Below are 25,142 nucleotides of genomic sequence, written 5' to 3' on the forward strand. Positions count from 1 at the left end.
ATGTTGGAATCTATCAACTATTTTCTGATGTCATGGACATCAATGAACCTGTTTTTACTGACCGCTCTGGGGACCTTTCTCGGGATCTACATCGGCGCGATTCCCGGTTTGTCAGTCACTATGGCTGTATCGATCCTGATTTCGTTTACTTTCCCCTGGGATCTGAATAACGCTTTGTGTCTGATGGTCGGTGTTTACATGGGCGGCGTATATGGCGGCTCACGAACCGCCATTCTGTTGAATATTCCGGGCTCGCCATCGGCGATTGCCACCGCAATCGATGGTTATCCGCTGGCTGAAAAAGGCGAAGCCGGGCGTGCAATCGGCCTGACCACGATCATGTCGGTTGTGGGTGGCTTTGTCGGGATTCTGGTCCTGTCGTTTGCCGCGCCGGTCGTGAGTACATTTGCGATTCAGTTCCAGCCACGTGACTATCTGATGATAGGTATGCTTGGCATCATGCTGATTAGCTCATTATCCGAAGGCAGTTTTGCCAAAGGGATGTTTACCGGCGCGATCGGTATCCTGATCGGTACGGTCGGCCTCGATCCGCTAACAGCGGAAGAGCGTTTTACTTTTGGGGTGGTCGAACTGTGGGATGGTATCAACCCGATTGCCGTCATGATCGGTATGTTTGGTCTGTCTGAAGTGCTCAGTCAGTTGCACAATATCGACAAAGCAGTCATTAAACAGAAGCTGACTAAAATCATTCCGGGTTGGATGGATGTACGCCGTTACCTGCCACTGAGTATTAAATCTTCCTTGATGGGCGTTGTGGTTGGCGCGCTGCCGGGCACCGGCGGTGATATCGCGTCTTTGATGGCTTACGACTATGCCAAACGCAGCACGAAAAATCCGGAAGTGCCGTTCGGCCAGGGCGCAAAAGAGGGCCTGGTGGCACCGGAAGCGGCCAATAATGCGGCGGTAGGCGGTGCCTACATTCCGATGTTGACGCTGGGTATTCCCGGCGATGCGGTTACCGCGGTGTTTATCGGTGCGCTGTTCATCCACGGCCTTAATCCGGGCCCGCTGCTGCTGGCCGAAAATCCGAGCATTTTCTGGTTTACCGTCGGCAGCCTGACGTTGGCCAACCTGTGCGTACTGGTGTTTGGTCTGACCGGAATCAAGGTGTTCAGTAAAATGGTCAGCTGTCCGAAAGGGATCCTGATGCCACTTATTGTCGTGCTGTCAGTGGTGGGTGCTTACGCGATCAATAACTCGATCACCGATGTGTGGTGGATGATGGCGTTTGGTGTGCTGGGCTATTTTATGCGCCAATACAACTACCCGATAGCACCGGTTATTTTGGGTGTGATCCTGAGCGATCTGATGGATCAGAACTGGCGTCGGGCGATGTTGTCCGAGCAGGACAATATTTTGTCCTTTATCCAGGGCATTTTTACCAGTCCGATCTCAACCGTGCTGGCGGTAGTGATCGCCCTGATCTATCTGTCACAGACCCCGGTCTGGAAAAAGATTAAGCACAACTGCGCGCAGCGCAAAACGTTCGCGAAACAATAACAAGAGATAACAGAGACAGACTTCAGCACAGCCTTGTCGGGCTGTGCTGCGGTGTGCTGCTGCCTGTTGTCCGCAAAATGAGAGGAAATCCCGATGAAACTTGGACTTATTGGTCAACATATTCAAAAAAGTAAATCTCCTCAACTTCATGAATTGCTGGGTAAAAAGCTCGATATTGCTACCAGCTACGATCTGTTTGACTGCAAACTCGATAACGAGCAGGCCTTGTACGAATTACTCAAGGATCTCAAACAGCGTGGCTATCGCGGTGTTAACGTCACCCACCCTTATAAAGTGTGGGCCTGGAACATCGTGGCGAATACATTTAACACCAGTGCCGGGCTGGGTGCCCTTAATACGCTGATCATTGACGGCGAAGAACTGAGTGGCACCAATACCGATTGCAGCGGTTTTGTGCGTGCCTATCAAAAAGAGTGTTCAGACCTCAAACCGGGCAAAGTGCTGATGAAAGGCGCTGGTGGTGTCGGGCGTGCGATCGCCTTTGGCCTGGGTATGCTCGAGGTGGAACACCTGTACATCTTTGATGAAAACACAGTCAGCCTGCAGGCGCTGGTCAGCGATTTGCAGCAGGCCGGTGTCGCGTGCAGCGCGCTTACCGCTGATGCAGTGACGGAATGTGCACTCAATTGTGATGGTCTGGTCAATGCTACACCGGTTGGTCACTACACCACGCCGGGCGCCTCGTTCAGTGCTGAGCAGGTGCAGGGCCAGCGCTGGGTTTTTGACGCAGTGTATACACCGGTCGCAACCGAATTTATTTGTCTGGCCCGCGCGGCAAATATGAGCGTCATCAGCGGCTTTGAGCTGTTTATCCACCAGGGAGTCGATGCCTACCAGTGGTTTTCCCAGCGCGCGGTCGACAGTCAGCTGCTCAGCGGCGAAATCAGTGTGGAGTAACTTTGCCGCGGTTAACGCGTGGTAAAGCACAAACAAGGACAAGAGTATGAAAACAGGTATTGCAACCGTCAGTATCTCCGGATCGCTGGTCGACAAACTGCATGCGGCAGCCAACGCCGGCTTTGACGGTGTGGAAATTTTTGAAAACGATTTAACCCAGTCCGATCTGTCACCGCGTCAGGTACGCCAGTTGGCAGAAAGTCTTGGTTTGGAAATTATTGCCTTACAGCCGTTTCGTAATTTTGAAGCGATGCCGGAGGCGATACGCAAACAGAACTTTTATCAAGCCCGCAAGAAGTTTGAACTGATGCATGAATTGGGTACGTCACGTCTGATGGTGTGCTCGAACGTGTCTCCGCATGTGATTGATGACCCGGCGCGCGCAGCGGCCGATTTGCATCAACTGGCAGAGCTGGCTGCGCAGGAAAACTTCCAGATCGGCTACGAAGCGCTGGCCTGGGGACGTTACGTGCATGACTACGATCAGGCGTGGGATATCGTTAAGCAGGCAGACCACGGCAATCTCGGTATCGTGCTTGATACCTTTCATATGTATGCGCGGAATAATACCCTCGATACCATGCGTAATGAGATCACGGCCGATAAAATCGCTCTGGTTCAACTAGCGGATGCCCCAAGCCTGCAGATGGATGTACTTAACTTCAGCCGCCATTTCCGCTGCTTTCCAGGGCAGGGCGATATGCCAATCATCGAATTTATGCAGTGCCTGAAAGAGAAGGGTTATCGTGACTATATCTCCCATGAGATCTTTAACGATGAGTTTCGTGCTTCGCTGGCGAGCGAAAAAGCGACCGACGGTATGCGTTCGCTGATTTGGCTTGGTGAACAGCTCAAAGAGCCGGAAGTGCCGGAGCCGACCATAGATTCACTGGCCTTTATCGAATTTGCCATTGAGGGTGAAGATGGCCAGAAGCTAGTCAATCTGTTGCAGCAGCTTGGTTTTGCCATCACCCATCGCCACCGTTCTAAAAAAGTGGATCTGATGCGTCAGGGTAAGATTAATCTGGTGCTGAATTATGAGCCACAAAGTCAGGCGCACCATTATTTTCTTTCCCACGGTGTGTCGGTATGCGCACTCGGTTTTGGCACCAGCAGCGTGGCACAAATGATTAAGCGCACTAAGCATTATGATTGTGCCCGCTTTAATAATCAGGCCGGCCCGGGTGAGTTGAACATTCCGGCGATTAAGGGCGTCGGTGATCAACTGATCTACTTTGTCGACAGCCAGTCGGTACCGGAATTCTATGATATCGACTTTGTTCCGGTCAGCGATCCCAACCATGCCCATGCGGGGGCCGGGCTGCGAGAGTTTGATCACGTCGGACAGACGGTGCTCGACACCGACATGTTGTCGGCCACCTTCTTCTTTAAAGCCCTGTTCGGCTTTGACATCGAACCAAGTCAGGATATGACGGATATTAATGGACTTGTGACCAGTCGTGTGGCCAAGAGTCCGGCCGGCAATATCCGCATGCCATTTAATACCTCGTCGGCGCGTAACTCTTCCGCGCAGCGTTTTGTCAATCAGGCACAGGGTGCGGGTGTGCAACAAATTGCCTTTAATTGTGACGATATTTTTGCGACAGTACAGCAAGTATCCCGTGATTGTATCCTGCCTATCCCGGCTAACTACTATCGTGATCTGGAAGCGCGCTTCCAGCTTGATACCGAGTTGCTGGCCCTGATGCAGGAGTACCACATTCTGTATGACCAGAATGAGGAAGGGCACTTCTTCCATTTCTATACCACAGAGCACTTTGGTGTGTTCTTTGAAGTGGTGCAGCGGGTCAATTATCAGGGGTACGGTGAACCGAACGCTCATATCCGCCTCGCTGCACAGGCTCGGCAGCAGCGCATTGGCAACTAAGCCGTGACATCTGCCAGCCGCCGATGAAGGAGAAAGGGTGATGCCGCTGGGTATCACCCTTTTTGTTGTTGAATTATAAGGAAGTTTATCTTGAACGTGTTATCCGTCGTGTTTCCCATCTTTCTGATTATTTTTCTTGGCTACCTGTGTGTGCGGCGCGGATTAATCTCCGCCGGCGCGGTGGCGGAAATGGGGCGTTATGTTATGTATCTGGCATTACCGGCGGTGATCATCAAAACCCTGATGGAGCTGCCGCTGAGCGAACTGTTTAATCCCCGTTATCTGCTGGCTTACCTGCTGACGTCCTTATCGGTGATGGTGGCTGGTTTCTATCTGTTGCGACGTGGCATGCAACAGGGCGGACTCGATAGCGCGCTGATGATGGCCGGTATGGTGGTACCCAATAGTGCATTTATCGGCTATCCGGTAATGTTACAGCTGATGGACTCGCCGCCGGTGAGTGGTTTTGCCATGGCATTGATCATCGAAAATCTGTGTGTGTTGCCTATCTGTTTTATTTTAATGGACTTTCATGCAACCAGTAGTCAAAGCGGTTTACGCTCACGGATAATGGGTGTTTTAAAGCGTACCAGTAAGAATCCGCTGCTGATTTCGATTGTGCTGGGTGTAGTGGGTAATATCCTGGCCGTACCGCTTCCGGATGTTATCAATCAGACGCTGACCTTGCTGGCACCGTCTGCGGTATCAGTGGCGCTGTTTGTGATTGGTGGTTCACTGGCAACGATCGCGATTAAAGAGACCCGCTGGTGGCCGCTGCTGACCACGGTATCGGTCAAGCTGGTGGTGCATCCTCTGGTGGCACTGCTGCTGATGTCCTGGCTGTTGCCGGGACAAACCGCACTGACCATGACTCTGGTGGTTATCACGGCAGTGCCAATGTTCAGCATTTATGCGGTGGTCGGCGAAGTGTATTCGCGGCGTGCTTTTTGCGCCACCGCGCAGCTGGTGGCGACTGCTGCATCTCTGGTGTCGATTCCGATGATGCTGAGCATTGCCAGTTGGTGGCTGGCGCGCGGATAAGGTGCCTTGGCAGAGGTATTGTGAAGCGAGGCGGCAAACTGTTACCATCCGGCTATTGATTATTTGTCGGGCGTGGACATGATTCCGCTGATTTATCACCCCATCTATTCGCAACTGCCGCTGCCCGAAGGGCATCGTTATCCGATCAATAAGTATTGTTTGTTGTATGAGGCGCTGCAGCAACAAGCACCTGACTGGTTAGCTGCGTTTGAGTTCTTTGCTCCTCAGGCGCTGACTCTGAAGGATATCTGTCAGGTTCATAACGCCGAGTATGTCCGGGCGCTGGCTGACGGCCTGCTGCCGGCGGCAAAAATGCGTCGTATCGGTTTTCCCTGGAGCCCGGCTCTGATTGAGCGCACCCTGACTTCGGCAGGCGGAACCACGCTGACCGCGCAACTGGCGCTGCAGCATGGTCTGGCGATTCATCTTAGTGGTGGCTATCACCATGCGCACCATGATTTTGGCAGTGGATTCTGCTTGTATAACGATCTGGTGCTGGCGGCGCATCGCGCCTTGCAGCACGAGGGGGTCGACAAAGTTCTGATTGTTGACAGTGATGTGCATCATGGCGACGGCACCGCGACCTTGTGCGCCGGACGTGACGACATCATTACCTTATCTTTCCATTGTGATAAAAATTTCCCGGCCCGCAAGCCGGAGTCCGATCTGGATGTCGCCTTAAGCCGTGAAGCTGATGATGATGAATTCCTCAGCCACTTTATCTCTGTCGTCACCATGGCGGTCAATCTGCATCAGCCGGATCTGATTATTTACGATGCCGGCATCGATATTCACCAGGACGATGAACTGGGCTACCTCAACGTCTCGACGGCGGCGATATATCAGCGTGACTGCTTTATGATGGATCTGGCGCGCGAGCGGCGCCTGCCGATGGCGTGTGTGGTCGGCGGTGGCTACCGCAGTGATCATCAGACCCTGGTGCCGATTCATCTGCAACTGTTTAAAGCCGCATTTGACCGCTACAAGGAGTAACTATGCAACATCGTATTCGTGGCGCCGGTATTTTGATTGACAATGATGCGGTACTGTTGGTGAAAATTCGCGACTTTACCGGTGAGTACTGGATCCCGCCCGGTGGTGGGTTTGAAGAGGGAGATCGCAGTACCAAAGCCTGTGTGCAGCGTGAATTTCGGGAGGAAGCGGGGATTGAAGTTGAAGTCGGTGAACTGATCTGTGTGCGTGAGTTCCTTGAGCATGACCCTAAACGCTACCATGCGGAATTTTTCTATGCGATTGACCGTTATCGGGGTACGCCCAATACGGACAACCTGAAAGGACTCAATGATGAAGCGGTGATTCAGTCGGTGGAGTGGGTGCCTGTCGAAACACTGCCAACGTTGCGGGTCTATCCGGCGGAGCTGCATGGCCCCTTGATTGAATGGACCCGCCAGCGCCGTTTCAGCAGGCATTTGGGCAGTTATATTCAGGGTAATGCCGAGCACATTAATCATTTGTGACTCGTTGTTGACTGTATGCAGAGAAGCCCGATCCGGATTGCCGCATACTGTTGGGGGGGCTTGCTGGTAAACCCCTGGTTCAAACACGACCAGAAACACCACGTCGCCACAGCGGACTGAATCTGTGCTTCGGCAATCGCTCATCAGCGACTTTTGAATGGATTACGTTGCCAGTGTCTGTTCATCTCTGCTGAATGCCACTATTTTTAGCGATAAAGCTCGTTGGGATCAAAGATCAATAACACAAGGACGTGAATTGGTCTGAGTTGGATTTGCGCAGTATAGCGATGCTGAAGAATGAGGCTGACTGCGCCGCCAGGCAGCGCAGTCAGATGACCGTTCAGCGTACCGGTTGGGTCATCCCCCGTTATCTGAGAGCTGAAAACGCCGCGGCCACTTTAGCCACATTGCTTTCGTTAAGGCCAGCCAGACACATGCGGCCGCTGCTGATCAGGTAGATGCCGTGTTCTTCACGCAGGGTATCCACTTGCTCGGCGCTGAAACCTGTGTAACTGAACATGCCTTTCTGTTTCACCAGGAAGCTGAAATCTTTGTGCGGACAAAGTTGCTGCAAAGTGTTGTGCAGGGTTTCACGCATGGTGAGAATACGGCTGCGCATCTCTTCAACTTCGCTCAGCCAAAGATCGTTCAGCTGCTGCGTGTTCAGCACATTTGACACCACTTTCGCGCCGTATTTAGCCGGGCTCGAGTAGTTACGACGTACGGTTGCCTTCAACTGGCCCAGAACACGTGACGCTTCTTCGCTGTCGTTACACACCACTGACAAACCGCCGACCCGCTCGCCATACAGAGAGAAAATCTTCGAGAATGAGTTGGAAACAAAGCTGACCACATTGGGCTCAAGCGCAATTTTACGGATCACATAAGCGTCATCAGCCATGGTGTCACCGTAGCCCTGATACGCCATATCAAAGAATGGGATTAGCTGATTGCGTTTAATAATTTCAATCACCTGATCCCACTGTTCATTGGTCAGGTCGACACCCGTCGGGTTATGGCAGCAAGGGTGCAGCAGGACAATATCCTGAGCAGGCAGCTGACTTAAGGCCGAGAGCATGCCGTCGAAATCCAGCATTTTGGTCTGCGGATCGAAGTAAGGGTAAAAATCAACCTGGAAACCGGCGCCGGCAAAAATTGCATTGTGGTTTTCCCACGTCGGGTTACTGACCCAGACGGTGGATTTTGGGAAGTAGTAATGCAGGAAATCCGCACCGATCATCAGTGCACCTGAACCACCGAGCGACTGGATTGTCGCTACGCGCTGATCTGTCAGCGCCGGATGGTTAGCGCCGAACACCAGGTTCTGTACACCCGCACGGTATGGTGCCAGGCCTTCCATTGGCAGGTAAACACATGGCTCGGCATCGGCTTGTTGCAGCTGCACCTGAGAAGCGGCCACCGATTTCAGGGTCGGGATTTTGCCATTCTGGTCGTAGTACAAACCAATACTCAGATTGACTTTGTCAGATCGGTCATCCGCCATAAATTTTTCCATCAGAGACAGGATAGGGTCTCCGGCGTATGCTGTGACATGGTTAAGCACAGTGTTTCTCCTTAATTTTTATACTTGGTAACGATCTGAGCGATGGTTAAGCGCGATGATTAGGTTGAGCACCAGGCCGCAAACAACCGACAGCGCTAACTCATACAGTCCGACCACGGACAATGACACCAACATGATGATCAGGTCAATCCCCATCAGCAGCCACCCGGCTCGCAGACCAAATCTGTCTTGCACATATAAGGCGAGAATATTGAATCCGCCCAGGCTGGCTTTGTGGCGAAATAAGATAATAAATCCGGTACCAAATAAAAAGCCACCAAAAATCGCCGCATAAATCGGATTGAGGTTACTGATCTGAATAAATTGGCTTTGAGTGTTGGTGATAAAGGAAACTAACCCAACCGCAGTAAAGGTTTTCAGGCAGAACAGCCAGCCCATGCGGCGCAGAGCTAAATAGTAAAACGGCAGGTTAACCAGGAAAAAGATGGTGCCGAATTCCAGATGATAATGGTAACTCAAAAACAGCGACAGGCCGGCGGTGCCACCGGTGACCATACCGACTTGCTTTAAAAATAGTACCCCAAAGGCGACCAGGCTGGTGCCCATCACCAGTGCCATGGCATCTTCAAACCACTTATGATGTGTGTTTGCGACAGCGACTCCCGACATCGTAATCATCCCTAATGTTAATGTTGAGCTAAATGCGTGAATTGTGCGTTATTAATATCACAATGAAATATTCATGCAATAACTAATCAATTTTAGCTCAATCTGTGCGTTTAAAGCCGGTTTTTTGCGCCAAATGCGCGCCAGGATGCCTATTTTGGTGCAGAGTTTTTATTGGGAAATGACGTTACCGTGTTCTTTGACCCGTTCCAGCACCACCGAGGTTTTGATATGGGAAATGAGTTTGGTGGTGAAAATACGGTTGATCAGGGCATTCAGAGTATCCAGGTCGGAGACCAGGCTCTTGACCAGATAATCGGCATCACCTGTGGTTTTAAATGCATCGATAATCGATGGCTCATTATTTATAAAGTTCAGAAAGTTAAGTGTTTTTTCCTGTTCATGATTAAGCAGTTTAATCTCAATCATGGCGATCATGTCCTGTTTCAAGGCCTGTGGTGAAATACGTGCGTGATAGCCGAGGATCAGTTGCTGGTTTTCCAGGCTGATCCGGCGCCGTGAGCATTGCGAGGCTGACAGGCCGATAATGTCGCTAAGTTCTTGATTAGTAAGACGTCCGTTCTCCTGCAGTAGTTGCAGTATTTTGACATCATAGTCGTCCAGTGTGCTGACCATAGTGTGTCCCTGTTAGCGGTTGCTGTTATCGGTGAATGAGCTCGAGTGTACCAACTCACCGTCTGGGCGACTACTTGAGAATCGCGTCTACTGAGACAGGATTTGCGCCACCGTCAAAATGTAACAGGTATTTTCTAACGCAAGGGAGCGGAGAGAGTGAATATATCCGGGTCGCAACCAGTTTGTTGACCCCTGAACGGGTGCAGCGACTGGCCGATGCTATCTCACTGTGTTTTGAAATCTAGCCCGGGTAAGGAAAAATCGCCAAGCTTATGTGATCTCAATAAGTTAACGGCCGTAAAACAGGGCATTGCTGGCGGATGTAAGGGATAAGGAGCGCACAGTGAAACGCACTCTGGGGCTGTACTGGTTTACTAATGATCTAAGGTTGCTGGATAACGGGCTGCTGCATAAAGCCGCTGCGCAAGTGGACGAGCTGGTGTGTGTCTATTGCTATCCGCAGGTCACGCCTTTTATGCGTCATTATAGTCAGGAAGCAGGGCTCAATCCGCTGCGGCGTCAGTTTCTCGATCAGTCGCTCAAGTGTCTCAATCAATCGCTGGGCGACTTACAACAATGTCTGCATGTGCTGGATGCGCCCGCTCTGTCTGCGCTTGTTTCTCTGGTTGAAAATCTGGGTGTAACGCATCTTTTCGTGAGTGAGGTGTCAGGCAGTGATGAACAGCAGGCTGTCGCGCGACTCAAACAGCAGTGCCCGCAGTTAACGGTCGAGCAGTATGCGATAAATCATCTTTATCAGCCACAGCAACTGCCCTTTGATTTGGCTGATTTGCCCGCCACTTTTACCCGTTTTCGCAACCAGGTGGAATCTCTGGCAGTGGATTTACCACTCGACAGCCCGTTATCTCTGCCGCCTATGCCGGATGGGCTGCAAATCTCTGGCTGCAGCGGACAGCGGTTGGCAGAGCCTGAAATCATGACGCCCTTTAGCGGCGGAGAGCAGGCCGGACTGGCGCACTGTCAGCGTTATTTTGACTCCCGGCGGCCAGGTGACTACAAGCAAACCCGCAATGGGCTGGACGGAATGGACTATTCCACCAAATTTTCGCCCTGGCTGGCACTGGGCTGTGTTTCACCGCGTACTATCAACGCGATGCTCAGGCGCTACGAAGTTCTCTATGGTGCCAATGAGTCAACTTACTGGATTTATTTCGAGCTGCTGTGGCGAGATTATTTCTATTTTTACGCTCTGCGTTATGTCGAGCGCCTGTTTAAGTTTGGCGGAATTGAGGATAAAGCCCCGCTCACCAGCTACTATGCGCAGCGTTTTCAGGCCTGGAAGCAGGGCACGACGCCGTTTGCTATCGTCAATGCCTGTATGCATCAGTTGCGTGAAACTGGCTATATGTCTAACCGTGGTCGGCAACTGGTGGCCAGTTGCCTGATCCATGAGCTTCAGATCGACTGGCGTTACGGCGCTGCCTATTTTGAAACCCAGTTGCTGGACTATGATGTCGCCTCGAACTGGGGCAACTGGCAGTATCTGGCAGGTGTCGGCGCTGATCCGCGCGGCTCACGCCAGTTTAATCTGGATAAACAAACTGAGATGTACGATCCGCAGGGGCATTTTATCCGCCGCTGGCATGGCGATTCCACACAGGCGGAGCTGGACTCCGTCGATATGGTGGACTGGCCGGTTGGGCCACTAAAGAGAGACACCTAAATGCAGTTTGATACGTTACGTCTGATTCTGGGCGACCAACTCAACAGCGAGCATTCCTGGTTTGAACAGGTCGATGAGCGGGTGATCTATCTGATTGCCGAGCTCAGACAAGAGAATACCTACGTTAAACATCATATTCAGAAGAGCTGCGCGTTTTTTGCGGCTATGAGCCAGTTTGCCCGTCAAAAGCAGAGCGAAGGTCATCAGGTATTGCACCTGACCCTGGATGACAGCACGCAGTTTGCCGATTTAGCCGCGTTGATTCAGCACTATGTACGAGAAGTGGGGGCGACAAAATTTGAATACCAGCGCCCGGATGAATACCGCTTGTTAGCGCAATTGGCCAATCTCAAGCTTGACGGAGCCGTGATAGGCTGTGTCGATACCGAGCATTTCCTGCTGCCGTTTGATGAAATAGAGCAACAGTTTCCGCCCGGTAAACACATTCTGATGGAGCATTTTTACCGCCGGATGCGTAAACGGTTCAATATCCTGATGCAGGAAGGGAAACCAGAAGGCGGCAAATGGAATTATGACGCCAGCAATCGTAACAAACTGAAAGCGAAGGACATCCAACAACTGCCACAACCTTTATTGTTCGGGCTGGATGTTAGTGATATTCGCGAACGACTTAAACGTCACAATATTCCGACGATAGGACGTCTGGATGGCAAACTTATCTGGCCGGTCAATCGGGCGCAGAGTTTGTCGCTGCTGGCGCATTTCTGCCAGGTGTGCCTGCCGCGTTTTGGTCAGTTTCAGGATGCGATGACGGCGCAGCATGAGTCCAAATGGAGTTTGTACCACAGCCGCTTATCGTTCGCGCTGAACACCAAGCTGCTGCATCCGCGCGAGGTGATCGATGCGGCGCTGGTGATGTTTCGCGCCAGTCGTGGCGTCGATATTGCTCAGGTCGAAGGCTTTATCCGTCAGATCCTCGGCTGGCGCGAATACATCCGCGGCGTCTACTGGGCCAATATGCCGGCCTATCCGGATAAAAATGAACTGGGGGCCAAGCGGCGGCTGCCGCACTATTTCTGGAGTGGTGACACCAAAATGGTCTGCATGCAGCAGGCGATAGGACAGTCACTCGATTATGCTTACGCTCATCATATTCAGCGTTTAATGGTGACCGGCAATTTCTGTCTGCTGACCGGAATCGACCCGAATCAGGTCGACGAATGGTACTTAGGCATTTATGTCGATGCGATTGAGTGGGTGGAGATGCCGAACACGCGTGGGATGGCGCTGTTTGCCGATGGCGGGATTGTCGGAACTAAGCCCTATGCGGCCAGCGGATCTTATATCAATAAAATGAGCGACTACTGTAAAAGCTGTCATTATGATCATAAAGCGCGCAGCGGAGCGCGCTCTTGCCCGTTCAACAGTTTGTACTGGCGCTTTATGGATAAGCACGCTAAGCGCCTCGCCACGAACCCGAGAACCGGGATGATTTTCCGCTCCTGGGACAACATGGATCCGCAGCAGCGCACCACGATTCTTGACACGGCTGCGTCTCATCTGGCCAACCTGGAGCAGTTGTAATGCATATTGTGATTATCGGCGGTAACGGCGGGATTGGTTTTGCCATGCTGCAGCATACACTTGAGCGTTTTCCTGAGGCGCAAATTACCGCTACCTTTCGTCGCCGCCGGCCACAATGGCCACATCCGCGTGTCAATTGGCAGTCGCTCGATGCCAGTAACGAAGATGAGGTACGCAGATTAAGTGATACCACGGACTCAGTCGACTGGCTGATTAACTGCATCGGCCTATTGCACAGTGCTCAGCAGGGGCCGGAGAAGAATATCAATGCGCTGAACGCTGAGTTTTTTCAGCACAATATGATGGTGAATACGTTACCCATGCTGCTGCTGGCCAAGTATTTTACCCCGCTGCTAAAACGCAGTACGGCGCCCAAATTTGCCGCGCTGTCGGCCAGGGTCGGCAGTATCAGCGATAATCGCCTCGGCGGTTGGTACAGCTATCGCGCCTCAAAAGCGGCGCTGAATATGGTAGTGAAAACCTTGTCGATAGAATGGCAGCGTACCCTGAAACATGGCACGCTGCTGGTGCTGCATCCCGGCACCACCGACACTGCGCTCTCTGCGCCGTTTCAGGCTAACGTACCGCCCGGCAAACTGTTTACTCCGGCGTATGTCGCACAGCAACTGACTGATATCATTACGAACGCCACGCCTGAGCAAAGCGGTTCGTTCCTGGCTTATGACGGCCAGACCATCCCCTGGTGAGAATTTATAACGGGACACACACCGTAACTATGAATGAAATATAACAAGGACACACATGGGTTAGTGACAGGCAGAAACGAAAAAAGCCGCTGATAAATCAGCGGCTTTTCGAATGTGGCGGAGAGATAGGGATTTGAACCCTAGGTACGCTATTAACGTACGCCGGTTTTCAAGACCGGTGCTTTCAACCACTCAGCCATCTCTCCGTTGTTGAGGCGCATATTAGCGACCCGATAAAATCTTGTAAAGTACCAATTGAATCGTTTGCTGAAATTATGCGCACTTGAGCCGAAAAACTTGTTCTACCTGGCGTTTTTCTCATTCTCTGGCACGAAAAAGAAGCGCGTTTACAGAGCGTTTACAGTGCGTTTACAGCGTTTACAGGGACACCCATCATTACATTGACGATTTTTGTTCCTTTGTCAGAACACCCTGTTCCTTTGTCAGGACACCCAGGTTATTGTATTTTTCTCTACAGCCCGTTTTGTTCACAGGGCACTCACCGTAGTAAAATAATTATTAAGATGCTGCTCTCATATATCCATTGTGTTACTTATAATATTAACTTTTATTGTTCGTTATCCTGTGTAAAGCTTTATTTATCTTCTATGTTATTCCTATCTAACTAATACCTTTTGGCATGCTTATTTAAATTTATTGACTTTTTTCGAATTAAGTCCTGACTTAAAAGTAACCTGGTAATAACAATTTCCAGTCTGATTCAGCTAAATTATTAAAGCGTTATCTTGATTGAATAAACTTTTTAATCATTAATCAGAACCATACTGGTGTGAACAACGAAATTTAGTCACAGACCACGCCAATAATATTTTGACAAAATCACTAGGAGTAAAAGATGAATAAATACCTTCCAATTCTAGCGAGTGCCATGGCATTAACTGCATTCAGCGCGGCGTCACAAGCTGCGGTAATGGATGATGAAAGTGGCTTTTATGTAGGTGGTAACTACGGTTATGTAAAAGTAGACGGGCAAGATGATTTTGATGATGACAATGATGTCATGCAGGCGTTGGCAGGTTATAAACTTAACCGTTATGTAGCGGTTGAGGGAAGCTACATCGATTTTGGCAAATATGGTGGTGGTATTGCCAAAGCTGAAACAGATGGTTACACAGCAGCTCTAAAACTCACTGCGCCAATTGCAGAACGTGTGGAGTTGTATGCGAAAGGCGGTCAGTTGTGGTACACCACGGATTACGATATTGCCGGAGTGCATGGTGATGAAGATGATGAAGCGTTATTCGCTGGTGCAGGTGTCGGTTTTAAAGTGACCAATAATTTCCTCGTCAATGCTGAATATACCTGGTATGACGTTGATCTTGACGCGAATGATGCTCTAAATGGTGCTGATACCAACACTGACTTTAATCAGGTTTCTGTTGGTGCAGAATATCGTTTCTAAGTCAGGTAAATAATTTTCAGGGCGCTGGTGTTATTTTTAAATTTAATATCGGCGCCCTCTAGCTGTTCAATATTAGATGGTTCGGAGCCATAAGCCAATGACTGCTTCATGTTCTGGATTATTCTTTCTGAGTTAAGAGATAACAATCCCTGTTATACGCTGGCGATTTAACTGTACTTTCGCTGTATGTAGATTATCTCTGGTGCCAATCCAAAGTCTCGAACGAATTTCCAGCACTGTGCAGAGCGCAATACACTCCTTCGGTGGTAAAGAGAGCCGGGTCAGTATCGGTGGTGTATTGTGCGCTATATGACCTGATTTCCCCTCTCGTATTTGCCTCCCCAGCCAGTCCAGTAACTTCAGGTAGTCAGTCAGGCGAAATGGAATGACTGCTCTGCCACTATTACTACTGTTGCTATTGTTGTCATCGATGAAATCGAGCAGGGGCTGATGAGATAACAAGTCTTGTTTTAAGTTTTCCAGCCGGATTTTGATGGATGTATAGTCTGATTGTTCCGGTGTTGGTGCCGCATTTGCCCGTACTGGGTTCAGATCGACATAAGCCATTGCGGCTAACAGGGCTTTTTCGTCCAGCAGCGCCTGAGATTTAAATCTTCCCTCCCAAAACCGTCCGGTACAGTGGTCTTCTCTATTGGCATGAGTTGCTATGTGCTGATTGAGTTCACGCATAAACCAGCTGAGTGAATAGAGACGGGTACGCCAGATTTCAATGATCTCATAACAAGTTTCTTCCGCTTTTGTCGTCACTTGACCGTGCTGAAAGCGTTGAATAATCGCCGGAAGATGATGAGCGATGGACCAACGCTCAATCACTTGCTGCTCAGACAAAGCGAGAGCGCTTTGTTTGTCGATGTAAACGACGAGATGGTAATGATTGCTCATAACGGCGTAAGCACATATCTGAATGCAGTAGATGGTTGCCAGGCTCAATAGACGCTGCTCTACCCATTCGCGACGATGTGAATAGGATACGCCGGTAAGCGGGTCTTCACCACACAGAAATGAGCGCCGCACACAGCGCGAAACGCAGTGGTAGTAAGGTGTTATGTCAGGGCATATCAACTGAGAGCGTGCTGTCGTCATAAATATTACTCATGGTGAAACATGAGATGATTGTGGCTGACATCGTGGCGATAACAACTATGAACAGCAGATTCGCGGGGCGGATCTCGGCAGGCTGTAACATCCGATGTTGCGTAAGCATGATGGAATACCCCCTAGTACGTATTCAAATCATTGCTAAATAGTGTGAGTGTTGTCCTTTGCTGGGATTTGGTCGCGCGGATTAAATCACGGCGTATATGGCGTAGGATGGGTGTCCTGCTTAGAGGGTGAAGGAAGGTGTCCTATTATTGGATTTTAGCGCGAGTGTCCGACTAGAGATTTAGTGTCCGACTTGAGATTTCCGACTAGAGATTGCTGATTAGAGAAGAAGACGAGAAAGGATTTAGGGTGTGTGTCCTGCTAGGACCCCTGCTAGGAAAGGGGAGTTGGCGGTGGTATAAAACGAAAAAGAGAGCCGAAGCTCTCTTTTTCAGGTGTATGGTCGGACTGAGAGGATTTGAACCTCCGACCCCCGACACCCCATGACGGTGCGCTACCAAGCTGCGCTACAGTCCGATGACATTAATCTAATCAGTTTTTACCTTAACGTCAACTGACTATCGTCATAAGATTCTGATTTAATTGTCCTTTGAGTAGAAACGCTGCAATTCAGTCAAACCTTGCATCAGAATAGGCAGAGTTGGGTTTTCTTCGCTCAGACGTTGATAGTTATCATCGAATAACTTGAAGTTACCGAATTTGTCGATAACTGTGGTTTCTTTATCGGTAATCAGCGCTAATTCGCGTGAATCACCGGCCAGAATCCATTTTCGGTTGCTTTCGTTGAACAGGTTACGACCACTGCTGAAATCATTCGGATTTGAGGAAACGCCCAGTAAATCCTGTAACAGAGTCACACTGACATCCAAGTGGCTGGATCTATGGGTGAAGTTGGCGGCGATCTTGCCAGGCCAGTGGATCACCATAGGTACCTGCAGTTGGTAACGACTGTAGTTGCTGTTAGCGCCCCAGCTGTTGGTTTTGGTTTCGTTGAACTCAGTACCATGATTGGAGGTAATGACGACGACGGTGTCATCCAGCAACTGCAGGTTTTGCAATTGGCTGAACAGCTGGGCCAACTCCTGGTCGGCTACATTGACCGAGTGATGGTAATTGTTACGCAGTTTGTCCGTCGCAGACGCTTTGCTGTCCTGGTTCGGCGCGTAGTTACTGAAATTGTCGACTGTCGTCAGTTCCAGATAGCTGAACCATGGCGCGCGGTTCTGTTCGCTGACCCACTGTGCCCAGCGTTGAATAGTTTGCTCATCTGCCGACTGGTTAGGATCGAACGGAGCCTGCGACAGAGGCAGTCCACGGAAAATGGTTTCCTGGTACAGGTCATCACTGAAGTTATCGCCACTGAATAAGCCAAACTGGTAATCCTGAGATTCCAGCACGTCAATCAGTACCGGAGAGGTACCCTGCACCTTGATACTGCTGGCATAACTGCTTGGCAGGCCGTAAAACAGACCAAAGATGCCGAAGGCGTCATTACTGGAGCTGTAATGATTACTGAAGTTGAGGTTGTTCTGAGCGAACTGATACATGTTTGGCATCAGGTCTTTGCTCAGGGCATCAGCGCGCAGGTTGTCGACGCTGACCACTAAAATGTTGAGATTATTCGCCCGACGGCCAAAGCGGATTTTTTCCAGCGGGTAACTGACTAAATCGACATTGGTACGATTTTTCTCTTCCAGGCGCTTGAGGTACTCTTCCCGATCCAGCAGGCCGTGTTTTTCCATAAAGGATTTCGCCGTCATCGGGTAAGAAAGCGGGAAGTTAGATTTCTGGCTGGTAACCGGTGTGTACAGGTACGCATCCGACCATACGTAAATCAGATGGCTGGCGATGAAACTGACGAAGAACACTGCAGCCAGAGGCCGACCGATACGCTTATGCGACAGTTTACGCTGTTTGCGCCACACCCATTCGGAGAGTCCGAGCTGCAGCAGGAAGATCAGTGGCAAAACCACGAACAGATGCTGCAGATCTGCACTGACACTACTGTCGTCAGCGAACAGCAGTTCCCACACCACAGGGGTAAGGTGCAAATTGATGGTCTGATAGGTCTGAGTATCAATCAGCAGGACCGTCAGTCCAAAGGTGGCAAAGCAGACGGCGACAAACCGGAACAAGGTCCGCGACGGAATCAAAAACGTCAGCGGAAACAGGATCAACAGGTAGAGGGCGAAAACCAGAAAGCCAAAGTGACCGACCCAGGAAAAAGTCAGATAAAACTGACCCAGGAAGGTGTCTGGCCAAGGAGACTGGGCAATGTAGCGTGTCCCAATCAGCATCGCTGCGATGATATTGAAGAACGCAAACCAGTGTCCCCAACCAACCAGACGTGATACTCGTTCGCCGTATGTGTTTCCGCTATCTACCATGAATTTTTCTATTTATCCGGTGTTAAGTATGAAATTAATCTTTCAGCGAAGACATTAAAGCTTGCGCAAACTTTTCTGCAATCGCTTTTCTCTGTGCCTTAGCTACGTTCTGATTGATGACATTGGTGGCCACGTTTCCTGCAATCATCAGGGTAAGCTCTGGTGATGCATCATGTTTATCAAGAACGGCAGCGATTTCAGTCAGGATAGTTTCAACTTTTTCGTCACTGTATTTAGATGTAATAGGCATAAAGACTCTAATGATGATAGTAAAAGCGGCTTATGATAACCTACTATGCCTTACAACTGAAACCAGTACGACGATTATTTCACTATGAGTTTGCACCTTTCTAATGTCATTTTGCATCAGTTGCGCAAAAATGATAATGACGAGCTGATGGTTAACTACCGCGCTCAATCTCTTGATAATGATACCTCAACCGAAAACTTAGTCGCTGAGTTACATCGTGTTTTCAATTCGAAAGCGGGCAAAGGCTTCGGTTCGTTTAAATCGGACAGCGAATTTCAGCACTGGTTGCAGGAGTTACGTAAGGGAGAGCGTAATTTTTACGACTTTTCCCAGGTCAGTGCCCAGCGCCTCAAAGATGAGCTGAGCAAATACCCGTTTGCGGACGAAGGTATTCTGGTCATGGCTGAGTATCAGTCACTGGCGACGGACTATCTGTTTATCGCTCTTTTGCCGTCTAACCAGAGCCTGAAAGTGACCGAAGGACTCGATATCAGTGCGACCGATTATCTCGATATCAATAAGATGGATATCGCGGCACGTATTGACCTGTCGAGTTATGAAACGGATAAAGACTCCAACCGCTACCTGTCTTACATTAAAGGTCGCGTCGGTCGTAAAGTTGCCGACTTCTTTCTTGATTTTCTGCAGGCCGACATCGGCCTTGATCCTAAGCAGCAGAACCAGGTTCTGATGCAGGCAGTCGAGGACTTCGTGACCGATGCCAAGCTGGAAAAAGACGATGCTATCAGCTACAAAAAGCAGGTCTACGATTACTGCAATGACCAGATTAAATCCGGTGAAGAAGTGCAGATTCAGGAGCTGTCCGGTGAACTGCCAGCCAGCGAGACCGGCAGCAGTTTCCTGGATTTTACCCGTGAGCACGGTTATGAGCTGGAAGAGAGCTTTCCAGGTGATCGCAGTACCGTGCGTAAGCTGACCAAATATGTTGGTGCCGGTGGTGGTCTCAACATCAGTTTTGACAGTCTGCTGATGGGCGAGCGGGTGTTCTACGATCCGGAGACGGATACCCTGACCATCAAAGGAACACCGCCAAATTTGCGTGACCAACTGACACGCAAAAATGGCTGATTGAGTCAGATGAACTACATCACGAATTGACAGAAAGAGCGCTGCGGCGCTCTTTTTTTATGCACCTTTGCGCCCTGCAGCACGACAGTCAATCCATTTCGATATATGCTTGTATTTAATAATAAATCGTTCAGCAGGCTCGCAGATGGTCAGGCAAAGGCGCGGTGGTTTTTTTAAAAGTAAGTGGTATTTTGCCATCATGGCACTTTGGGGCGTGGTGATGCTGTTTGTGGTGCTGCAATACCGGGCACTGGAGAACAGTAACCGCAGTGTGACCGCACTGCAGGACAGTGTTATTCACCTACGCAACACACTCTATTTCCGAGAGCCTTACCGGACCAATCGTTCCAGCGATTTGGCATTGAATATTCAACAGGTTTACTCATTACGTCGTCAACTTGAGCTCGACTGGCAAGGGCGCTGGTTGCAACCGGACATGTCTCAGTTGCTGTATGTGACAGACCGATTCATTGAATTAACCCAGAGCTTTGTCGCGATTGAATTGTCACTCAGTGACTTTGTGGAGCGATTAAATCAGTCGCGGGACAGTTACGTTTCTCAGCCGGATATTCAACTGCGCTACTGGCAGATTGGCTCTTATGTACTGCAGGCTTTGTATACCGAAGGGCAGCAAAGTCCGCAACTGTATCGCACTTTCGACCACATTTTGCAGTATTCCTACCAATTGCCGGAGCAGGAGAGAAACGAACTGCAGCGCACTCTGACATCCGTTTCTTCATTGTTAAGTAAATATGCAGAATCAGACAATCAGGTCACCAAACTGCTGGAGCATCAGGTGCATGATGAAGTCACGCTGGTAGCAATAAAACTCCAACAGGATTTCAAGTGGTTAACCATACTGGCGATGGCAAGCAGTGTCACCGCTTTAGTGCTCGTGGTGTGGCTGCTGCGACGCGAGCAACAACTTCTGCCGGAAAGTGATGCTTTGTCAGCCAAGCATGAGCAAGGCCACAACCCAGTGCCGCAAACGAAGGTTATGGCGGCTGAAAACTCAGCGCCGGTTTTTTCTGCAATAGCCGGTGACAATGCCGGGTTGATCGAGCCGCAAGTGCTGTCCTCGGAAGTGGATATGCCGGCGATGCTGAATGCTCTGGATAACGATCAGGCATCGGTTTATCTGTTGTTGGAGGTGTTCGTCGAGGATCACCAGCATGATGCTCAGCAGATCAGCCAATTGTTGGTTTCAGATCGTGAAGCTGCTGAGCGGAAAGTACATAGTCTGAAAGGTGTCGCCAGTAGCCTGGGCGCCAAGGGTTTGAAAGAAATTGCCACCGACATAGAACTCAAGCTTAAACAGGGCGGTACACCGTCGGGCGGGGAATTGCAGAGTTTAGCTAAACAGTTGCAGCAGACTCTGGCCAGTGCCAGACATTGGCTGAGTCTGCAGGTGGATGGCTAAAACACTCAAAATTGGCTTTATTTTACGTTTTTTTGCTTTAAATGCTGATTTTTCCGATTCTTTGTTGTGATTAAATTCATTTTCCTAGAGCCTTAAATAAATTTTGCACAAAAAATGCCCGCTGTTTTTCTATCTAACATCCTCAATTTAATGGTGAAAGGATGTTCGCTCGTCGCGTGGCTTTCTCACTGTGAACGGAATTTGCGCTGTCGCGCACTAAAACGGTGACTTCTGGGCTTTATCCGTAAAAAAATCCTGTCGATAAGCGCCTGACCGACGTTCCACAACGGTGCGAGGCCTATGATAACAACCAGGACAAACAGCCTTGCTTAACAAGGTTGCCAAAGTGATAAGGGGGATTCAAGCTCCGGCATGCGGGTCAACCGGCGGTGCAAACTGTGGCAAAAAATTGCTGATTTCTGTGGATTGAATGCGAAATGGGCGAAAATAGCGAGGCTGAAAAAGAAAAAGTTACAACTTTTGCCAAGAAAGGGTTGAGATTTTTTTCTGAACCACTTATAGATGGTAGACTGAATTTTTAATTGAAATACACGGAGAGTTAGTGCGATGAGAGTAGGTTTAGTGGGTTGGCGTGGTATGGTTGGTTCTGTACTTATGCAACGTATGGTTGAAGAAGGCGATTTCAACCTGATTGAGCCGGTATTCTACAGTACGTCTCAAATCGGTATCCCTGCTCCTAACTTTGGTAAAGAAGCGGGTTTACTACAAGATGCATTTGATATTGATAGTCTGAAGCAACTGGATGCAGTGATCACCTGTCAGGGTGGCAGCTACACAGAGAAAGTGTATCCTGCTCTGCGTCAGGCTGGCTGGAAAGGCTACTGGATCGATGCAGCTTCTACCCTGCGTATGGCTGAAGATTCCATCATTACTCTGGATCCGGTTAACCTGAATCAAATCCAGCAAGGTATTCATGGCGGCACTAACACTTTTGTCGGCGGTAACTGTACTGTCAGCCTGATGCTGATGGGGCTGGGTGGTCTGTTCGAGCGTGGCCTGGTTGAGTGGATGAGTGCCATGACTTACCAGGCGGCGTCTGGTGCTGGTGCACAGAATATGCGTGAGCTGATCTCCCAGATGGGCGTGATCAATGACTCCGTCAGCTCTGAGTTGGCTAACCCGTCAAGCTCTATTCTGGATATTGATCAGAAAGTAGCGGAAACCATGCGTTCTGCAAGCTTTCCGACAGACCAGTTTGGTGTACCTCTGGCTGGCTCTCTGATCCCTTGGATCGACGTTAAACGGGACAATGGCCAGAGCAAAGAAGAGTGGAAAGCTGGCGTTGAAGCAAACAAGATCCTGGGCTCATCGCATTCTCCGGTGCCAATCGATGGCACTTGTGTCCGTATCGGTGCAATGCGTTGCCACTCTCAGGCACTGACTATCAAGCTGAAACAGAATGTGCCACTGGACGAGATCGAAGAGATGATCGCGACTCACAACGACTGGGTTAAGGTTATCCCGAACGAACGTGATATCACGGCACGTGAACTTAGCCCGGCCAAAGTTACCGGTACACTGTCTGTGCCAGTTGGCCGTCTGCGTAAAATGTCGATGGGTGACGATTTCCTTAACGCGTTCACCGTTGGTGACCAGCTGTTATGGGGTGCGGCAGAACCGCTGCGTCGTACACTGCGTATCATTCTGGCTGAGAAGTAAAAACACCTCTTCCCAGGCTAGAAAATAAGCATACTTTGGAAAAAGCGCCTGCGGGCGCTTTTTTTATTGTTACCTTTTCTCAACGCTCTTTTCTTACGGCCTGCAATACCTAGCGTTAAACTAATCACGGCTTTCAATATCCTCGGCAGGGCGAAGTGGTCATCGCAGCTTACCTCAGTTAGTCATCGGGTGGCTGCACGTTTGTTGGCACTGAGCCTGCGTTGACTTTCGGCGTTAGCTCAGCTGGTACCACACGTTTATCCGGGTCAGCCAGTTCACTGCCACAATGTTTGCAGTACATGGCATCCGGATCATGGCCTGCATGGGAGCAGTTGGGACACTTGACCAGTTCACGGTGTGAGTTCATCTCCTGGTTCAGCTCTGCGGTAATAATGCCGGTTGGCACTGCGAGGATCGAATAACCGAGCAGCATGGTCAGAGCGGCGACTGCTTTTCCGAGCGGAGTTTGTGGTGCGACATCGCCATAGCCGACGGTGGTAATGGTGACTATCGCCCAGTAGATACTTTGCGGAATACTGGTAAAGCCGTTTTCCGGTCCTTCGATAACATACACCAGTGAGCCAAAAATGGTCACCAGTATCGCCACCGTACTGAAAAAGATCAGCACTTTGCGTCTTGCTCCCAACATGGATCGCATCAGAATGTTGGAGTCCTGCAGATAACGCACCAGTTTCAGAATCCGGAAAATACGCATCACACGCAATAAGCGGATTGCCCCCATAAAGGTGGCGGAGGGAAACAGCAGGCTGAAATAAGTCGGCAGGATAGACAGCAGGTCGATGACGCCGTAAAAACTTTTCGCGTAGGCTTTGGGCTGAGGGGAACAATAGAGTCTGAGCAGATATTCGATGGTGAATAATGCTGTGAAGACGTATTCGATGATTCGGATTTCCTGCTTCCAGACGGCGGCTACCTCGGGGATGGAGTCGAGTATCAGCGCCAGAATGGATGTCAGGATCGCAATAATCAATGCGATGTCAAAAATACGCCCGCCGCGGGTGTGAGTTCCGAAGATAACGACGTAAAGCTGATGTTTAAAAGTATTGTCCGTCATGATATTGCAACCTGTGTCACTCGTTGCAATATCATAACGTTATGTCGGGCGTTAGGCTAATCCGGTAACAGCTTACGCCAGTCCCGGAAACAGGCTGCGTAATCCGTTCGCGATAAATTCAATCCCCAATGCGCCCAGAATCAGGCCCATGATACGGGTGATGACGTTGATCCCGGTCTGACCCAGTAAGCGCACGATATAAGGTGCGGAGCGGAACAGAACCCATGATGCCACGCAGAACAAAATAATCGTAACGACGATGCCTAAGGTATCCATCATCGCCGGATAGCGCGAACCATACACAATCGTCGAACTGATCGCGCCCGGGCCTGCCATCAGCGGCATCGCCAGAGGAACCACACCTATCTGCTCACGGCTGATGTATTCGGTCTTTTCCTGCTTATTCTGCTTATCTTCCCCCAGTTTACCGCTCATCATCGAAAACGCGATGCTGAGCAGCAGTAAGCCGCCTGCCACGCGGAAAGAGTCGAGGGAAATGCTGAACATATCCAGCAACATCTGACCACCGAGTAATGCAATGATCAAAATGACCGCAACGGCTGTGTTAGCGGTGGCTGCGGTTTTGTTCTTCTCTTCCGGTGTCATGTGGCCGGTCAGCGAGACAAACACAGGCATGATACCGACCGGGTTAACGGCGGCCACAAGGCCAAGGAAAAACTGCAGAAAAATAGCGAACTCAAATTGCATTAAGGATTCTCTTGAAATCACAGGGTTGACATAAAAAGCAGGCTTAATGTAGTGCAAAGCCTGTTAAAGCACGAATGAAAAAAAGTATCGCTGCAGGCCTCTGATGATTAAGAAAAACTAATCATTGGATTTGAGTGTGAACCAAACGTGCCGTTATTGTTGGTTTTGTGTGCAACTTAGGGTGAGGATGTTAACCAGAGCACGGTTTGGCGAAAATTTACGCAGTGGTGTGGAGGCGTATCGCTGAAAAGATATACTGCTTAGTGGCACATTAATCCACGGGTACATGTAATGTGGTTGTACAAAAATGAAACTTTTTTACAGGGTTATGTGGCGCTTTGAGTTTGTTTTGTCGGGATACTGAATATTTTTCTGA

The 25,142-nt window shown here is 49.9% G+C and carries 21 protein-coding genes and 2 tRNA genes; 13 read left to right on the top strand and 10 right to left on the bottom strand.

Annotated features, from left to right (window positions below; all coding sequences use genetic code 11):
• The 6 genes from KNV97_RS07850 (at nucleotide 1) to KNV97_RS07875 (ending at nucleotide 6,846) form a co-directional block, all read left to right on the top strand.
• Nucleotides 1–1,521 carry a tripartite tricarboxylate transporter permease gene (locus tag KNV97_RS07850; protein WP_218562846.1) on the top strand — a complete coding sequence of 507 codons (1,521 nt, stop codon included), beginning with the start codon at nucleotides 1–3 and terminating at the stop codon, nucleotides 1,519–1,521.
• A gap of 93 nt (nucleotides 1,522–1,614) precedes the next feature.
• Nucleotides 1,615–2,439 carry a shikimate dehydrogenase family protein gene (locus tag KNV97_RS07855; RefSeq protein ID WP_218562847.1) on the top strand — a complete coding sequence of 275 codons (825 nt, stop codon included), beginning with the start codon at nucleotides 1,615–1,617 and terminating at the stop codon, nucleotides 2,437–2,439.
• A gap of 46 nt (nucleotides 2,440–2,485) precedes the next feature.
• The gene (locus KNV97_RS07860) at nucleotides 2,486–4,327 is read left to right on the top strand and encodes a bifunctional sugar phosphate isomerase/epimerase/4-hydroxyphenylpyruvate dioxygenase family protein (RefSeq protein ID WP_136482668.1); all 1,842 of its coding nucleotides are present in this window, start codon (nucleotides 2,486–2,488) and stop codon (nucleotides 4,325–4,327) included.
• 96 nt (nucleotides 4,328–4,423) lie between these two features.
• Complete coding sequence (locus tag KNV97_RS07865; protein ID WP_240798117.1) at nucleotides 4,424–5,368, top strand: AEC family transporter; 945 nt, start codon at nucleotides 4,424–4,426, stop codon at nucleotides 5,366–5,368.
• A gap of 78 nt (nucleotides 5,369–5,446) precedes the next feature.
• Nucleotides 5,447–6,361 (top strand): histone deacetylase family protein, encoded by a 915-nt coding sequence (locus KNV97_RS07870; RefSeq protein WP_218562848.1) that lies wholly within the window; start codon nucleotides 5,447–5,449, stop codon nucleotides 6,359–6,361.
• 2 nt (nucleotides 6,362–6,363) lie between these two features.
• Nucleotides 6,364–6,846, top strand: a complete 483-nt coding sequence (locus tag KNV97_RS07875) for an NUDIX domain-containing protein (RefSeq protein ID WP_136482674.1) — start codon at nucleotides 6,364–6,366, stop codon at nucleotides 6,844–6,846.
• A gap of 367 nt (nucleotides 6,847–7,213) precedes the next feature.
• Here KNV97_RS07875 and KNV97_RS07880 read toward each other — a convergent pair whose 3' ends face one another.
• From KNV97_RS07880 to KNV97_RS07890, 3 genes are all read right to left on the bottom strand, one after another.
• Nucleotides 7,214–8,410 (bottom strand): amino acid aminotransferase, encoded by a 1,197-nt coding sequence (locus tag KNV97_RS07880; protein WP_136482676.1) that lies wholly within the window; start codon nucleotides 8,408–8,410, stop codon nucleotides 7,214–7,216.
• 18 nt (nucleotides 8,411–8,428) lie between these two features.
• On the bottom strand, nucleotides 8,429–9,040 hold the full coding sequence (locus KNV97_RS07885; protein ID WP_136482678.1) for a YitT family protein: 612 nt from the start codon (nucleotides 9,038–9,040) through the stop codon (nucleotides 8,429–8,431).
• A gap of 168 nt (nucleotides 9,041–9,208) precedes the next feature.
• The gene (locus tag KNV97_RS07890) at nucleotides 9,209–9,673 is read right to left on the bottom strand and encodes an Lrp/AsnC family transcriptional regulator (RefSeq protein ID WP_136482680.1); all 465 of its coding nucleotides are present in this window, start codon (nucleotides 9,671–9,673) and stop codon (nucleotides 9,209–9,211) included.
• 343 nt (nucleotides 9,674–10,016) lie between these two features.
• Here KNV97_RS07890 and KNV97_RS07895 point away from each other — a divergent pair, with 343 nt between their 5' ends.
• The 3 genes from KNV97_RS07895 to KNV97_RS07905 are packed head-to-tail and all read left to right on the top strand — an operon-like array spanning nucleotide 10,017 to nucleotide 13,609.
• Nucleotides 10,017–11,357, top strand: coding sequence for a DASH family cryptochrome (locus KNV97_RS07895; protein WP_218562849.1), 1,341 nt, complete (start codon nucleotides 10,017–10,019; stop codon nucleotides 11,355–11,357).
• Nucleotides 11,358–12,902, top strand: coding sequence for a cryptochrome/photolyase family protein (locus tag KNV97_RS07900; protein ID WP_136482685.1), 1,545 nt, complete (start codon nucleotides 11,358–11,360; stop codon nucleotides 12,900–12,902).
• Nucleotides 12,902–13,609 carry an SDR family oxidoreductase gene (locus KNV97_RS07905; protein ID WP_218562850.1) on the top strand — a complete coding sequence of 236 codons (708 nt, stop codon included), beginning with the start codon at nucleotides 12,902–12,904 and terminating at the stop codon, nucleotides 13,607–13,609. Before KNV97_RS07900 ends, KNV97_RS07905 begins: the two co-directional genes overlap by 1 nt.
• A gap of 115 nt (nucleotides 13,610–13,724) precedes the next feature.
• On the opposite strand, the gene KNV97_RS07910 is transcribed toward KNV97_RS07905, so the two are convergent.
• Nucleotides 13,725–13,815: transfer RNA gene (locus tag KNV97_RS07910), tRNA-Ser, on the bottom strand.
• Nucleotides 13,816–14,465: 650 nt separating this feature from the next.
• Here KNV97_RS07910 and KNV97_RS07915 point away from each other — a divergent pair.
• The gene (locus tag KNV97_RS07915) at nucleotides 14,466–15,032 is read left to right on the top strand and encodes a porin family protein (protein WP_136482690.1); all 567 of its coding nucleotides are present in this window, start codon (nucleotides 14,466–14,468) and stop codon (nucleotides 15,030–15,032) included.
• A 132-nt stretch (nucleotides 15,033–15,164) separates the two neighbouring features.
• On the opposite strand, the gene KNV97_RS07920 is transcribed toward KNV97_RS07915, so the two are convergent.
• The 4 genes from KNV97_RS07920 to KNV97_RS07935 all read right to left on the bottom strand — a co-directional run bounded on the left by KNV97_RS07920 (nucleotide 15,165) and on the right by KNV97_RS07935 (nucleotide 18,794).
• A complete protein-coding gene (locus tag KNV97_RS07920) occupies nucleotides 15,165–16,136 on the bottom strand; it encodes a transposase (RefSeq protein ID WP_218562851.1) in 972 nt (323 codons plus the stop codon).
• A gap of 460 nt (nucleotides 16,137–16,596) precedes the next feature.
• Nucleotides 16,597–16,673 (bottom strand) — tRNA-Pro (locus tag KNV97_RS07925).
• A gap of 62 nt (nucleotides 16,674–16,735) precedes the next feature.
• Entirely contained in the window at nucleotides 16,736–18,544 is a 1,809-nt protein-coding gene (locus tag KNV97_RS07930; protein WP_136482694.1) for a DUF3413 domain-containing protein, read from the bottom strand.
• A 34-nt stretch (nucleotides 18,545–18,578) separates the two neighbouring features.
• A complete protein-coding gene (locus tag KNV97_RS07935; RefSeq protein ID WP_136482696.1) occupies nucleotides 18,579–18,794 on the bottom strand; it encodes a YejL family protein in 216 nt (71 codons plus the stop codon).
• 84 nt (nucleotides 18,795–18,878) lie between these two features.
• On the opposite strand from KNV97_RS07935, the gene yejK reads away from it, so the two are divergent.
• The 3 genes from yejK to asd all read left to right on the top strand — a co-directional run bounded on the left by yejK (nucleotide 18,879) and on the right by asd (nucleotide 22,983).
• Nucleotides 18,879–19,883, top strand: coding sequence for a nucleoid-associated protein YejK (yejK, locus tag KNV97_RS07940; protein ID WP_136482698.1), 1,005 nt, complete (start codon nucleotides 18,879–18,881; stop codon nucleotides 19,881–19,883).
• Nucleotides 19,884–20,082: 199 nt separating this feature from the next.
• Nucleotides 20,083–21,303, top strand: coding sequence for an Hpt domain-containing protein (locus KNV97_RS07945; protein ID WP_256612623.1), 1,221 nt, complete (start codon nucleotides 20,083–20,085; stop codon nucleotides 21,301–21,303).
• 567 nt (nucleotides 21,304–21,870) lie between these two features.
• Nucleotides 21,871–22,983 carry an aspartate-semialdehyde dehydrogenase gene (gene asd / locus KNV97_RS07950; RefSeq protein ID WP_136482701.1) on the top strand — a complete coding sequence of 371 codons (1,113 nt, stop codon included), beginning with the start codon at nucleotides 21,871–21,873 and terminating at the stop codon, nucleotides 22,981–22,983.
• Nucleotides 22,984–23,161: 178 nt separating this feature from the next.
• On the opposite strand, the gene KNV97_RS07955 is transcribed toward asd, so the two are convergent.
• Nucleotides 23,162–24,058, bottom strand: a complete 897-nt coding sequence (locus tag KNV97_RS07955) for an ion transporter (RefSeq protein ID WP_136482703.1) — start codon at nucleotides 24,056–24,058, stop codon at nucleotides 23,162–23,164.
• Nucleotides 24,059–24,130: 72 nt separating this feature from the next.
• Nucleotides 24,131–24,766 carry a YchE family NAAT transporter gene (locus KNV97_RS07960; protein ID WP_136482705.1) on the bottom strand — a complete coding sequence of 212 codons (636 nt, stop codon included), beginning with the start codon at nucleotides 24,764–24,766 and terminating at the stop codon, nucleotides 24,131–24,133.
• Nucleotides 24,767–25,142: the final 376 nt, after the last annotated feature.

Source organism: Vibrio ostreae (assembly GCF_019226825.1).
Lineage (GTDB): Bacteria > Pseudomonadota > Gammaproteobacteria > Enterobacterales > Vibrionaceae > Vibrio > Vibrio ostreae.